Consider the following 13,230-nt stretch of genomic DNA (forward strand, 5'->3'; position numbering starts at 1 on the left):
CTTGCTTGGGCCAGAAGTAAGAGGGCCGAGGCCTTAACTCAGGCCGACAAAAATTCGGGCGTGAGCGGCTCAAAACGCTAAACCGTTATAATTCGCCCATCCCACTTTTTCTGAGAAGGCTCACGCAGGTTCGCCGTGCGTGAGGTCCGGCCATGTTTTATCCCACAGAGTTTGACATAATCGTCGTCGGCGGCGGTCACGCCGGCACCGAGGCCGCGCTTGCCGCCGCCCGCATGGGCGTCAAGACGCTCCTGCTCACGCACAACATCGAGACGCTTGGCCAGATGAGCTGCAATCCGTCGATTGGCGGTATTGGCAAAGGCCATCTGGTGAAGGAAGTCGATGCCCTGGGCGGCGCGATGGCGGCTGCTACCGACGAAGGCGGCATTCAATTCCGTATCCTGAATTCGTCGAAGGGGCCGGCAGTGCGCGCGACGCGCGCGCAGGCCGATCGCATCCTGTACAAGGCCGCGATCCGTCGGCGCCTGGAAAACCAGCCGAATCTCTGGCTGTTCCAGCAGGCGGTCGAAGACCTGATGGTCGAGGGCGACCGCGTGGTCGGAGCGGTGACGCAGGTTGGCATCCGCTTCCGCAGCCGGGCAGTCGTGCTGACGGCGGGGACGTTCCTCGACGGCAAGATTCACGTGGGTCTCAACAACTACACGGGCGGCCGCGCCGGCGATCCGGCAGCGGTGACGCTGTCGGCGCGCCTGAAGGAATTGAAGCTCCCGCAGGGCCGCCTGAAGACGGGTACACCGCCGCGCATCGACGGCCGCACGATCGATTTTTCGGTACTGGAAGAGCAGCCGGGCGACCTTGATCCGGTGCCGGTGTTCTCGTTCCTGGGCCGCGCCGAACAGCATCCGCGCCAGATTCCGTGCTGGGTCACGCATACGAATGAGCGTACGCACGACATCATTCGCGGCGGTCTCGATCGCTCGCCGATGTATACGGGCGTGATCGAAGGGGTGGGGCCGCGCTACTGCCCGTCGATCGAGGACAAGATTCACCGCTTCGCCTCGAAGGAATCGCACCAGATTTTCCTTGAGCCGGAAGGACTGACGACCAACGAGTTCTACCCGAACGGAATCTCGACGAGCCTGCCGTTCGACGTCCAACTGGAGCTTGTGCATTCGATGCGCGGCCTTGAGCACGCGCATATCCTGCGTCCGGGTTACGCAATCGAGTACGACTATTTCGATCCTCGCGGCCTGAAGGCGTCGCTGGAGGCGAAGGTGATCCAGGGTCTGTTTTTTGCGGGCCAGATCAATGGCACGACCGGCTATGAAGAAGCCGCGGCACAGGGTCTGCTCGCCGGGATCAACGCGGGTCTGCAGGTGCAGGGCAAGGACGCGTGGTGCCCGCGCCGCGACGAAGCCTACTTGGGGGTGCTGGTCGACGATCTGGTAACGCGCGGTGTTTCGGAGCCGTATCGCATGTTCACGAGCCGTGCCGAGTACCGCTTGAGCCTTCGCGAAGACAATGCGGATATGCGCCTGACGGAGATTGGCCGCGAGCTGGGCGTCGTCGACGATGTGCGCTGGGAAGCATTCAGCCGCAAGCGCGACGCTGTTTCACGTGAAACAGAGCGCCTGAAGTCGACGTGGGTGAATCCGAAAAGCCTGCCGGCCGAAGAGGCGACGGCGCTGCTCGGCAAGCCGATCGATCGCGAGTACAACCTCGCGGATCTGCTGCGCCGCCCGGGCGTTAGCTACGACGGCGTGTGCGGTTTGCGCGAAGGTGCATGCAGCCCCGAAACGCCGCTGGCCGGCGACGAGATCCTGCTCGCGCAGATCAAGGAACAGATCGAGATTGGCATCAAATATCAGGGTTATATCGATCGTCAGGCCGACGAAATCGAGCGCAACGGCGCGCAGGAGAACACGCGCCTGCCGGAGGGTATCGACTACGCCGAGGTGCGAGGCCTCTCGTTCGAAGTGCGCCAGAAGCTGACGCAGCATCGACCCGAAACTATTGGCCAGGCGTCGCGTATCCAGGGCGTGACGCCGGCCGCGATCTCGCTGTTGATGGTGCACCTCAAGCGCGGCCTTGGCCGTCGGCGTCAGAATCCGGCCGATTCCGGCTCGGACAACACGCCGGTGGCGCAATGACGGGCCGCGCGCGGCAACCCGGCGTCGCGGATCGCGAGGCCTTGGCCCGAATGCTGGAGGAGGGCGTCCAGACGCTTGGCATCGAACTGAGCGAGCGGCAGCATGGGCAATTGCTCGACTACGTTGCGCTACTGGCGAAATGGAACGCGGTCTACAACCTGACCGCGATCCGCGACCCGCGCCAGATGCTGATTCAGCACATTCTCGATTCCCTCTCGATCCTGCCGCATTTGCCTTTGCGCGAGAGTGCCGCGGTGCTGGATGTGGGCTCCGGCGGCGGCTTGCCGGGTATCGTGCTGGCGATCGCGCGGCCGGGCTGGTCCGTGACGCTGAACGACATTGTCCACAAGAAGACAGCATTCCAGTCTCAGGCGAAGGCCGAACTGGGTCTCGCGAACCTGTCCGTGATCACCGGGCGTGTCGAGTCGCTGCGCCCTGGGGTCGAAGTGCCGAAAAAATTCGATCTGATCGTGTCGCGGGCATTCGCGGAGCTCGCCGATTTCGTTACACTGGCCCGGCATCTGGTTGCCGATGGCGGCGCGATCTGGGCGATGAAGGGCGTGCGCCCGGACGGCGAAGTCGAGCGCTTGCCGGACGGTGCGCAAGTGGTGCAGACGATTCGCCTCGATGTACCGATGCTGGACGCCGAGCGGCATCTCCTCGAAGTGACGGTCGAACCGGCGTGACAGCGGCAGTGCAGGCGCGATAACGTAAGCAAACTATCCAAGGCAGTAAAAGGGACACTCGAAAGATGGCAAAAATCTTCTGCGTTGCGAACCAGAAGGGCGGCGTCGGCAAGACGACGACAACGGTCAATCTCGCCGCGAGCCTCGCATCGCAGGGACAGCGTGTCCTTCTCATCGATCTCGACCCGCAAGGCAACGCCACGATGGGCAGCGGCATCAACAAGGCCGCGTGCGAGAACACGGTGTATGAAGTACTGGTCGACGGCGTGACGGTGCTCGATGCGCGCACGCGCCCCGAAGCCGTGGGCTACGACGTGCTGCCGGCCAATCGCGAACTGGCCGGCGCCGAAGTCGAGCTCGTCTCCATGGAGCAGCGCGAGCGCCGCTTGAGGAACGCGCTCGAGCAGGTCGAGGCCGAGTACGACTTTGTGCTGATCGATTGCCCCCCGGCGCTCTCGCTGCTCACGCTCAACGGGCTGTGCGCGGCGCATGGCGTCGTGATCCCGATGCAGTGCGAGTACTTCGCGCTCGAAGGGCTGTCCGATCTCGTCAACACGATCAAGCAGGTCCACGCGAACATGAACCGCGACCTGAAGGTGATCGGCCTTTTGCGCGTGATGTTCGATCCGCGCATCACGTTGCAGCAGCAGGTGTCGGAGCAGTTGAAGGAGCACTTCGGCGACAAGGTGTTCGACGCGGTGATCCCGCGCAACGTGCGCCTCGCGGAGGCGCCCAGCTATGGGCTGCCGGGCGTGGTGTTCGATCGCGCGTCGCGCGGCGCCCAGGCGTATGTGCAGTTCGGTGCGGAAATGATCGAGCGGGTGCGCGCGCTTTGACGCCGTTTTTGACATCGCTTTTGACACACCTCGCGGTCAATGCAGACTGAGGGAGCACGATGAACGCAGTAGCACGGAAGAAAGGACTGGGCCGCGGACTGGAGGCGCTGCTTGGCGGCAGCGCGGACATTACCGAGGCGGTGAAGATCGACAGCGCGCCCAACACGCTGCCGCTTACGAAGATGCAGGCGGGCAAATACCAGCCGCGTACGCGCATGGACGAAGGCGCCTTGCAGGAACTGGCGGCGAGCATTCGCGCGCAGGGCCTGATGCAGCCCATCCTCGTGCGCCCGATCGACACCGACCGTTACGAGATCATCGCGGGCGAGCGGCGATTCCGCGCGGCGCACATTGCGGGTCTGACCGAGGTGCCGGTGCTCGTGAAGGACGTTCCGGATCAGGCCGCGGCCGCCATGGCGCTGATCGAGAATATCCAGCGCGAAGACCTCAATCCGCTCGAAGAGGCGCAGGGCATCCAGCGCCTGCTCGACGAGTTTCGTTTCACGCACGAGCAGGCGGCGGAATCCGTCGGCCGTTCGCGCAGCGCCGTGTCCAACTTGCTGCGTCTCCTGAATCTGGCCGCGCCGGTGCAGACCATGCTGCTCGCGGGCGACCTCGACATGGGCCACGCCCGCGCGCTGCTCGCCGTGGACGCGGCGACGCAGATCACGCTCGCCAACCAGGTCGTCAACAAACGGATGTCGGTGCGCGAGACCGAGAAGCTCGTGACGGCCACGACGAAGGCCACGCCCGTGCTGAAGGCGAAGGCGCCCCATGACGGCGGCCGCGATACCCGGCGCCTCGAAGAGGAGCTCTCCGACCTGCTGTCCGCCACGGTGAAGATCAAGCTGGGCAGGCGAGGGCGCGGGCAGTTGACAGTCGACTTCGGCGACCTCGACGCGCTCGACGGCATCCTGCTGCGCCTGCGCGGCGAAACGGCGGCCTGAGTTCGCTGCCGCAGACGTGCGCGACGGCCAACCCTTGCCTGAAACCCGGCACGCTGCGCGCGGACTCCTGCGCCGTATCGGCGCGCTCGCCGTTTCGGAGCCGGTGCTCGCCATCCTGGTTGCGGCATTCGTGCTGCTCCAGGTGTTCGCCCCGCGCGCCTGGGCCTCGCTGCCCGCGCTGGTCGACTGGCAGACGGTCATGACGCTCGCGGGCCTGCTGATTCTGACGAAGGCGATCGAATATTCAGGATTGCTGACGTGGATGGCCCACCGCCTCGTGCGGCGCATTCATTCCGAGCGCGCGCTGGCCCTGTTCCTGATCGCCCTGGCCGCGGCGCTCGCAACGATCGTGACGAATGACGTAGCGCTGTTCGTGGTCGTGCCGCTCATGCTCTCGCTGCACCGGCTCACCCCGTTGCCTCTCAGACAGCTCGTGATCATGGTTGCGCTCGCGGTGAACGCGGGCTCGGTGCTGACACCGCTCGGCAATCCGCAGAACCTGTTTCTCTGGCAACTGAGCGGCGTTTCGTTCGGCCGCTTCGTTGCGGCTTTGGCGCCGCTATGCGCCATGCTGATGACGATGCTGCTCGTCCTCGCCGTGTTCTCTTTCAAATCCCGGCCGCTCGATCTTTCGACCGACACCGATCCGCACCCGGTCGATCGCCCGCTTGCGAGTGTTGCCGGGGTGCTCTTCGTCGCGTTCGTGCTGCTAGCCGATGCGCATCACGCCGGCATCGCGCTCGCGGGCGTTGCCGCAGGCTTTCTGGTGTGGCGCCCGCGCATCGTGTTGAAGATCGACTGGCTGCTGCTCTGCATCTTCGTGCTGATGTTCATTGTCTTGCGCAGTGCGGCCGCGCTACCGTGGATTCACGGTTTGCTCGGCAGTCTCGCTTTGGAGGCTCCGCTGCGCGGATATGTCGCAGGAGCCGTGCTGTCGCAGATCATCAGTAATGTTCCGGCCGCCATCGTGCTCGCAGGGTTCACGCACGACTGGCGCGCATTGGCTTTCGGGGTGAGCGTCGGCGGCTTCGGATTCGCGATCGGTTCGCTCGCCAACCTGATTGCGGTGCGCCTCGCCGGAGAGCGTGGCATGTGGCTGCCGTTTCACCTTTATTCCATCCCGTTCTGGCTGCTCGCCGGCGCAACGGGCGGCTGGCTGCTGCTGCATCTTTGATCCGGTGTTCCGGGGCGTTGCTCCAGCGTTTTTCCGCCGAGTGGATGAGTGTCGCGCTCTGCGGCAATAGCCACCTCGACGTCCGCTTTAACAATTCGCCTCGCCATTGATCCGCGTCGCATTTTCAGGCGCACGCGAGAACCTTACAGTCGTCGTTTATTCCCCTCGAAAAGGCCGCTTTTTCGCATCATGATGCGCTGTTTCACAGGCGTTACAGAGCGACCTAAAATCTTGAATCACCTGCCACTATCGCTTACAATCTGGCCGGATTGACAGTTTGATGCGCCTGAAGGCCTTGTGTAAGGCGTAGGCCGGACCAAGGATCTGCATGATGCGCAAATCGCCTGACCTGTCGCCGTCTGAGGCGTCAGCTCCGCGGGGGGCGCAGCAGCGCTCCAACGATCGGACATCATCCCCTCGGGATGATTGGGACATCGAGCAAGAAAATACAATTACTCCACTTACGCGGGATGAAGCCAGGAAGTTGTTCGGCCCGAAAGTGGATCGTCCGTCGCGTGTAACGCCGCTGCGGGTCGTGGCAGCACAAATAGCTTTGTCGTTGTTGGTGGCGCTAATTGTCTGGCTGTTTTTTGACCGGTCCATGCATGCCGTCCTGTCGGCCTTGCTTGGCGGCGCCGTGTGCTGGGTTCCGGGCGGCCTGTTCGCGCTGTACCTGAAGCGCTCAGGAGGCCGCTCCAGGATGGCATTGGTGGCGGGCGAAGCGTTCAAGGCCGGCATCACGCTGGCGCTCTTCGTCGCTATCGGCGAGACGTATCATGAGGTGCGCTGGCTGCCGATGTTGGCGGCCTACCTGGTGGGGCTCAAGGCGTATTGGGTCGCACTGGCGTTTTGATCAGTGTCTGTCGAGTTCGGTAATCGTGCGCGCGCCCTGGCGGCCGGCGTGCCGATGAACCGAGGGCGGCAGGCCGAACGTATTTTAATATTGCTAAGGTGTCTGAAAAAATGGCAGCAAGCGAATCGCACCTGCTCGAACCTGCGGAATACATCACGCACCACCTGACGTTCTTCTCGAGCAAGCCGCAATCGAGCGTCGTCGACTTCTCCATCATCAATTACGACACGCTGTTCTGGTCGATCCTGACTGGCCTGGCGACCATTCTCATTCTGTGGCTGGCCGCACGCAAGGCTACGTCGGGCGTGCCGTCGCGCTTTCAATGCGCGATCGAGTGGCTGGTCGAGATGGTCGAGGATCAGGCCAAGAGCATGATCCACGGCAGCCGCACCTTTATTGCACCGCTGGCATTGACCGTGTTCATCTGGGTTGCCCTGATGAATTCGCTCGACCTCTTGCCGGTCGATCTGGCCGGCCGTGTCATTGGTCTGCTTGGCCTTTCCTCGGCGATTCCGCACCAGCGGATCGTGCCGACCGCCGACGTCAACGCGACCTTCGGGATGGCGCTCGGCATCTTCATTCTGATGCTCTACTACAGCATCAAGATCAAGGGCCTGGGCGGCTGGCTGCACGAGCTGATCACGGCGCCGTTCGGCGCCCATCCGCTGCTCTGGATTCCCAATCTCGCGCTGAACATTATCGAATACGTGGCCAAGACGGTTTCGCTCGGGATGCGGTTGTTCGGCAACATGTATGCGGGCGAACTGCTGTTCCTGCTGATCGCGCTTCTGGGCGGCATGTGGGGCTTCGGCCTGGATTTCGGTGTGCTTGGCTTTATCGGGCACGTGATCGCGGGCAGCGTCTGGGCAATCTTCCACATCCTGATCGTGCTGCTGCAGGCGTTCATTTTCATGATGCTGACGCTGGTTTATCTCGGCCAGGCGCACGACAAGCACTAAGGCCGCGCTGCCCGTAGCATCAGGTTGTGGTTTGGGTCTCGCTTTACCGGTTTCTTTAACTGGCTTTCCGGTTTTTTTAAATCAAGTAATCAAGTCTTTTTCAGAGGAATAATCATGCAAGATTTGCTCGCCAACATCCACGCTCTGACCGCTCTCATTCAAGGGCCGACCGCCATCGGTATCGGCATCATCATCGGTCTGGGCGCTTGTGGCGCATGTATCGGTATCGGCATGATGGGCGGCAAGTACATCGAGGCCTGCGCACGTCAGCCCGAATTGATGAACCCGCTGCAAACGAAGATGTTCCTGCTGGTTGGCCTGATCGACGCTGCATTCCTGATCGGTGTGGGTATCGCCATGCTGTTCGCGTTCGCCAACCCGCTGTTGTCGAAGATCGCGGGATAAGTTTCCCTGGATGACCGCGTCTCGCCCATACTGAGATTGGCCGCGAATATTGCACGCGACTCCGGCGTGGAGTTTGCCAAACTGAGTCGGGCCCGGCGCGGGGCCAGTGACGGGATGCCCGGCCGGGGTGGCGATCCACTGGATCCGGCCACCGGTTGCCGGGCATCTCTATAGCAACGTTTGGAAGGAAACACCGTGAATCTCAACGCAACCCTGTTTGCGCAATTGATCGTGTTCCTGATCCTCGCGTGGTTCACGATGAAGTTCGTGTGGCCGCCGATGGTCAACGCCCTCGATGAGCGCTCGAAGAAGATTGCCGACGGTCTGTCGGCAGCCGAAAAGGGGCAAGAGGAACTGGCGGCGGCGCACAAGCGCGTCGAGCAGGATCTCGCGCAGGCCCGTGTTGAAGGCCAGCACCGGATCGCCGAAGCCGAAAAGCGCGCGCAGGCGCTCGCCGAAGAAATCAAGGGCCAGGCGCACGCGGAAGCGGCGCGCATCGTCGCCCAGGCGAAAGCCGACGCCGAGCAGCAGGTCATCAAGGCGCGTGAAGGACTGCGCGCGGAAGTCGCCGCACTCGCCGTCCACGGTGCCGAGCAGATCCTGAAGCGCGAAGTCGACCAGACGGCTCATGCCGACCTGCTGAATCAACTGAAAGCCGAGCTCTGATCATGGCCGAACTTGCAACCATCGCCCGCCCGTACGCAGAAGCCCTGTTCGCCGTGGCCGAAGCGGGTGACGTCGCAGCCTGGTCCTCGCTCGTCGCCGAGCTGGCGCAGGTTGCGGCTTTGCCCGAGGTGCTGTCGATCGCGTCGAGCCCGAAAGTGAGCCACGCCCAGGTCGTCGATCTGCTGCTGTCGGCGGTGAAGTCGCCGCTCAAGGACAGCGCCGAGGCGAAGAACCTCGTGCAGATGCTGGTTGCGGGCCATCGCCTGGAACTGCTGCCGCAAATTCACGAGCAGTTCGAATCGCTCAAGAACGCCAAAGAGGGCGCAGCCGACGCGTTGATCGTCAGCGCGTTTCCGCTCGAAGGCGCACAGTTGAACGACCTCGTCGCCAGTCTCGAACACAAGTTCAAACGCAAGCTGAAGCCTTCCGTCGAAGTCGACGAGTCGCTCATCGGTGGCGTGCGCGTCACGGTCGGCGACGAAGTGCTCGATACCTCGGTCCGCGCGCGGCTCGCCAGGATGCAAGCGGTACTGGCCGCCTGAGCATCGATTGCACGCAGCAGCGGCTGGCACGCAACAGAATTGAACATCAGGAGCGAATAATGCAACTCAATCCCTCTGAGATCAGCGAGCTGATCAAGAGCCGGATCCAGGGCCTTGAAGCGAGCGCAGACGTTCGCAACCAGGGCACCGTGATCTCCGTGACCGACGGTATCGTGCGCATCCACGGCCTTTCGGACGTGATGCAGGGTGAAATGCTCGAATTTCCGGGCAACACCTTCGGCCTCGCGCTGAACCTCGAGCGCGACTCGGTCGGCGCGGTGATTCTGGGCGAGTGGGAACACATCTCGGAAGGCAACATCGTCAAGACGACGGGTCGCATTCTGGAAGTGCCGGTGGGCCCGGAACTGATCGGCCGCGTGGTCGATCCTCTCGGCAACCCGATCGACGGCAAGGGCCCGGTCAACGCGAAGTTGACCGACGCGGTCGAAAAGATCGCCCCGGGCGTGATCTGGCGTGAAGGCGTGTCGCAGCCGGTGCAGACGGGCCTCAAGTCGATCGACTCGATGGTGCCGATCGGCCGTGGCCAGCGCGAGCTGATCATCGGCGACCGTCAGTGCGGCAAGACCGCGGTGGCCGTCGACACGATCATCAACCAGAAGGGCAAGAACCTCATCTGTATCTACGTCGCGATCGGCCAGAAGGCTTCGTCGATCCAGAACGTGGTGCGCAAGCTCGAAGAAACGGGCGCGATGGAGTACACGATCGTCGTGGCCGCCTCGGCTTCGGAATCGGCCGCGCTGCAGTATCTCGCGCCGTACTCGGGCTGCACGATGGGCGAATACTTCCGTGACCGCGGCCAGGACGCGCTGATCATTTATGACGATCTGACCAAGCAAGCCTGGGCCTATCGCCAGATCTCGCTGCTGCTGCGCCGCCCGCCGGGCCGTGAAGCTTACCCCGGCGACGTGTTCTATCTGCACTCGCGTCTGCTCGAGCGCGCCGCGCGCGTTTCGGCCGACTACGTCGAGAAGTTCACGAACGGCGAAGTGAAGGGCAAGACGGGTTCGCTCACCGCCCTGCCGATCATCGAAACGCAGGCCGGCGACGTGACCGCGTTCGTTCCGACGAACGTGATCTCGATTACCGACGGCCAGATCTTCCTCGAAACCGACCTCTTCAACGCGGGTATCCGCCCGGCTATCAACGCCGGCGTGTCGGTGTCGCGCGTCGGTGGCGCAGCGCAGACGAAGATCGTCAAGAAGCTGTCGGGCGGTATCCGTACCGACCTCGCGCAGTATCGCGAACTGGCCGCATTCGCCCAGTTCGCCTCGGATCTCGACGAAGCCACCCGCAAGCAGCTCGAGCGCGGCCGCCGCGTGACGGAACTGCTCAAGCAGCCGCAATACCAGCCGCTGCAGGTGTGGGAGCTGGCTGTCGCGCTCTTCTCGGCGAACAACGGCTACCTCGACGACCTCGAGGTGAAGGACGTTCTGCCGTTCGAAAAGGGCCTGCGCGAGTACCTGAAGACGAGCCACGCCGACCTCGTGAAGCGTATCGAGGACACGAAGGATCTGTCGAAGGACGACGAGAACGCGCTGCATGCGGCTATCAAGGACTTCAAGAAGTCCGGCGCATACTGATCCGTCCGGGAATCAAACACGATAAACGGACTGGGACCCGAGTAAGCGCTAAAGCGCTAACTTGGGTCGACAAAGGAGCAAGTTATGGCTGGAATGAAGGAAATTCGCGGCAAGATCAAGAGCGTGCAGAACACGCGCAAGATCACCAAGGCGATGGAGATGGTGGCCGCATCGAAGATGCGCCGCGCCCAGGAGCGCATGCGCGCGGCTCGCCCGTATGCCGACAAGGTCCGTGCCATCGCCGCGCACATGAGCCGTGCAAACCTGGAGTACCGCCATCCGTTCATGATGGTGAACGAAGGCGCCGGGGCTGCGGGTCTCATCCTCGTTACGACCGACAAGGGTCTGTGCGGCGGTATGAATACCAACGTGCTGCGCGCGACACTGCAGAAGTTCAAGGAGCTGGACGAGAAGGGCGTGAAGATCGAAGCCACCGCAATCGGTAGCAAGGGTCTCGGTTTCCTGAATCGTTTCGGCGCGAAGGTGGTGTCGCAGTCGGTGCAGCTCGGCGACACGCCGCACCTCGAAAAGCTGATCGGTGCCGTGAAGGCGCAGCTCGACATGTATTCGGAAGGCAAGCTGTCGGCCGTCTATCTCGCCTACACGCGCTTCGTCAACACGATGAAGCAGGAGGCGGTGATCGAGCAGCTACTGCCGCTGTCGGCGGAGGACTTCGACGCCAGCGCCGACGACGGCACGCCGAAAGCGTCGTGGGATTACATCTACGAGCCGGATGCGCAGTTGGTCGTGGACGAGTTGCTCGTGCGTTACGTTGAAGCGCTGGTGTACCAGGCGGTCGCGGAAAACATGGCGTCGGAACAGTCGGCGCGCATGGTTGCGATGAAGGCCGCCTCGGACAACGCGAAGACGGTGATCAGCGAACTGCAGCTGTCGTACAACAAGAGCCGGCAGGCCGCGATCACGAAGGAATTGTCGGAGATCGTCAGCGGCGCCGCCGCTGTGTAAGCGGACCGGAACTTGGCTCGAGAGTGCGCCTTTGCGCGACTGAAGAATTCAGGTATTGAAAGGAAAATCGATGAGTACAACTGCTTTGCCGGAAGGCAAGATCGTACAGTGCATCGGCGCCGTGATCGACGTGGAGTTCCCGCGTGAGCACATGCCGAAGATCTACGACGCACTGATTCTCGAAGGCACGGAACTGACCCTCGAAGTGCAGCAGCAGCTTGGCGACGGCGTCGTGCGCACCATTTGTCTGGGTGCGTCGGACGGTCTGCGCCGCGGCACCGTGGTGAAGAACACGGGCAAGCCCATTAGCGTGCCGGTCGGCAAGCCGACGCTCGGCCGCATCATGGACGTGCTCGGCCGCCCGATCGACGAAGCGGGCCCGATCGTCAGCGAAACGACGCGCGCGATCCACCAGAACGCCCCGGCGTTCGACGAGCTCTCGCCTTCGGCGGAACTGCTCGAAACCGGCATCAAGGTGATCGACCTGATCTGCCCGTTCGCCAAGGGCGGCAAGGTGGGTCTGTTCGGTGGCGCGGGCGTGGGCAAGACCGTCAACATGATGGAGCTCATCAACAACATCGCGAAGGAGCACGGCGGTTACTCCGTGTTCGCGGGCGTGGGCGAGCGTACCCGTGAGGGCAACGACTTCTACCACGAAATGAAGGACTCGAACGTTCTGGACAAGGTCGCGCTGGTGTACGGCCAGATGAACGAGCCGCCGGGCAACCGTCTGCGCGTCGCGCTGACCGGTCTGACGATGGCCGAGTACTTCCGTGACGAAGGCCTCGACGTGCTGTTCTTCGTCGACAACATCTACCGTTTCACGCTGGCCGGTACCGAAGTGTCGGCACTGCTCGGCCGGATGCCGTCGGCAGTGGGTTATCAGCCGACGCTGGCTGAAGAAATGGGCAAGCTGCAAGAGCGCATCACGTCGACCAAGAAGGGCTCGATTACCTCGGTTCAGGCCGTGTACGTCCCTGCGGACGACTTGACGGACCCGTCACCGGCCACGACCTTCGGCCACCTCGACGCAACCGTCGTGCTCTCGCGTGACATCGCTTCGCTCGGCATCTACCCCGCCGTGGACCCGCTCGATTCGACCTCGCGTCAGATCGACCCGAACGTGATTGGCGAAGAGCACTACTCGATCACGCGTGGCGTGCAGCAGACGCTCCAGCGCTACAAGGAACTGCGCGACATCATCGCGATTCTGGGCATGGACGAACTGTCGCCGGAAGACAAGCTGGCCGTCGCCCGCGCACGCAAGATCCAGCGTTTCCTCTCGCAGCCGTTCCATGTCGCGGAAGTCTTCACGGGCTCGCCGGGCAAGTACGTGCCGCTCAAGGAAACCATCCGCGGCTTCAAGATGATCGTCGACGGCGAGTGCGATCATCTGCCGGAGCAGGCGTTCTACATGGTCGGCACGATCGACGAAGCCTTCGAGAAGGCCAAGAAGATCCAGTAAAGGTTGAGTTGCTGAAAAA

General features: G+C 62.7%; 13 protein-coding genes. All 13 read left to right on the forward strand.

Features of this window, described 5'->3' with window-relative positions:
- The first annotated feature begins 152 nt into the window (after positions 1-152).
- A complete protein-coding gene (gene mnmG / locus WJ542_RS03835; RefSeq protein WP_411187992.1) occupies positions 153-2,111 on the forward strand; it encodes a tRNA uridine-5-carboxymethylaminomethyl(34) synthesis enzyme MnmG in 1,959 nt (652 codons plus the stop codon).
- Positions 2,108-2,797: a 16S rRNA (guanine(527)-N(7))-methyltransferase RsmG gene (gene rsmG / locus WJ542_RS03840; protein ID WP_411187994.1), complete on the forward strand. Its 690-nt coding sequence runs from the start codon at positions 2,108-2,110 to the stop codon at positions 2,795-2,797. The genes mnmG and rsmG overlap by 4 nt, the downstream gene beginning before the upstream one ends.
- A 65-nt stretch (positions 2,798-2,862) precedes the next feature.
- Positions 2,863-3,633 carry a ParA family protein gene (locus WJ542_RS03845; protein WP_411187996.1) on the forward strand — a complete coding sequence of 257 codons (771 nt, stop codon included), beginning with the start codon at positions 2,863-2,865 and terminating at the stop codon, positions 3,631-3,633.
- A gap of 59 nt (positions 3,634-3,692) precedes the next feature.
- Positions 3,693-4,580 carry a ParB/RepB/Spo0J family partition protein gene (locus WJ542_RS03850; RefSeq protein WP_411187998.1) on the forward strand — a complete coding sequence of 296 codons (888 nt, stop codon included), beginning with the start codon at positions 3,693-3,695 and terminating at the stop codon, positions 4,578-4,580.
- 34 nt (positions 4,581-4,614) lie between these two features.
- Complete coding sequence (locus WJ542_RS03855; RefSeq protein WP_411188000.1) at positions 4,615-5,754, forward strand: SLC13 family permease; 1,140 nt, start codon at positions 4,615-4,617, stop codon at positions 5,752-5,754.
- 328 nt (positions 5,755-6,082) lie between these two features.
- Entirely contained in the window at positions 6,083-6,607 is a 525-nt protein-coding gene (locus tag WJ542_RS03860; protein WP_411188002.1) for an ATP synthase subunit I, read from the forward strand.
- Between the two features lie 110 nt (positions 6,608-6,717).
- On the forward strand, positions 6,718-7,566 hold the full coding sequence (gene atpB, locus WJ542_RS03865; protein WP_411188004.1) for a F0F1 ATP synthase subunit A: 849 nt from the start codon (positions 6,718-6,720) through the stop codon (positions 7,564-7,566).
- Positions 7,567-7,680: 114 nt separating this feature from the next.
- Complete coding sequence (gene atpE / locus WJ542_RS03870) at positions 7,681-7,971, forward strand: F0F1 ATP synthase subunit C (protein ID WP_156954257.1); 291 nt, start codon at positions 7,681-7,683, stop codon at positions 7,969-7,971.
- A 195-nt stretch (positions 7,972-8,166) separates the two neighbouring features.
- The gene (locus tag WJ542_RS03875; RefSeq protein ID WP_411188006.1) at positions 8,167-8,637 is read left to right on the forward strand and encodes a F0F1 ATP synthase subunit B; all 471 of its coding nucleotides are present in this window, start codon (positions 8,167-8,169) and stop codon (positions 8,635-8,637) included.
- A 2-nt stretch (positions 8,638-8,639) separates the two neighbouring features.
- A complete protein-coding gene (locus WJ542_RS03880) occupies positions 8,640-9,179 on the forward strand; it encodes a F0F1 ATP synthase subunit delta (RefSeq protein ID WP_411188008.1) in 540 nt (179 codons plus the stop codon).
- Positions 9,180-9,238: 59 nt separating this feature from the next.
- Entirely contained in the window at positions 9,239-10,780 is a 1,542-nt protein-coding gene (atpA, locus tag WJ542_RS03885; protein WP_411188010.1) for a F0F1 ATP synthase subunit alpha, read from the forward strand.
- Positions 10,781-10,864: 84 nt separating this feature from the next.
- Positions 10,865-11,746 carry a F0F1 ATP synthase subunit gamma gene (atpG, locus tag WJ542_RS03890; RefSeq protein ID WP_411188012.1) on the forward strand — a complete coding sequence of 294 codons (882 nt, stop codon included), beginning with the start codon at positions 10,865-10,867 and terminating at the stop codon, positions 11,744-11,746.
- Between the two features lie 70 nt (positions 11,747-11,816).
- Positions 11,817-13,211 carry a F0F1 ATP synthase subunit beta gene (gene atpD, locus WJ542_RS03895; RefSeq protein ID WP_411188013.1) on the forward strand — a complete coding sequence of 465 codons (1,395 nt, stop codon included), beginning with the start codon at positions 11,817-11,819 and terminating at the stop codon, positions 13,209-13,211.
- The last annotated feature ends 19 nt before the right edge of the window (positions 13,212-13,230 follow it).

Source organism: Paraburkholderia yinzeri (genome assembly GCF_046581065.1).
In the GTDB taxonomy this organism is placed as follows: domain Bacteria; phylum Pseudomonadota; class Gammaproteobacteria; order Burkholderiales; family Burkholderiaceae; genus Paraburkholderia.

Coding starts and splice junctions, on each gene's coding strand:
- mnmG (WP_411187992.1), top strand. CDS start 153: ATGTTTTATCCCACAGAGTTTGACATAATCGTCGTCGGCGGCGGTCAC.
- rsmG (WP_411187994.1), top strand. CDS start 2,108: ATGACGGGCCGCGCGCGGCAACCCGGCGTCGCGGATCGCGAGGCCTTG.
- WJ542_RS03845 (WP_411187996.1), top strand. CDS start 2,863: ATGGCAAAAATCTTCTGCGTTGCGAACCAGAAGGGCGGCGTCGGCAAG.
- WJ542_RS03850 (WP_411187998.1), top strand. CDS start 3,693: ATGAACGCAGTAGCACGGAAGAAAGGACTGGGCCGCGGACTGGAGGCG.
- WJ542_RS03860 (WP_411188002.1), top strand. CDS start 6,083: ATGATGCGCAAATCGCCTGACCTGTCGCCGTCTGAGGCGTCAGCTCCG.
- atpB (WP_411188004.1), top strand. CDS start 6,718: ATGGCAGCAAGCGAATCGCACCTGCTCGAACCTGCGGAATACATCACG.
- atpE (WP_156954257.1), top strand. CDS start 7,681: ATGCAAGATTTGCTCGCCAACATCCACGCTCTGACCGCTCTCATTCAA.
- WJ542_RS03880 (WP_411188008.1), top strand. CDS start 8,640: ATGGCCGAACTTGCAACCATCGCCCGCCCGTACGCAGAAGCCCTGTTC.
- atpA (WP_411188010.1), top strand. CDS start 9,239: ATGCAACTCAATCCCTCTGAGATCAGCGAGCTGATCAAGAGCCGGATC.
- atpG (WP_411188012.1), top strand. CDS start 10,865: ATGGCTGGAATGAAGGAAATTCGCGGCAAGATCAAGAGCGTGCAGAAC.
- atpD (WP_411188013.1), top strand. CDS start 11,817: ATGAGTACAACTGCTTTGCCGGAAGGCAAGATCGTACAGTGCATCGGC.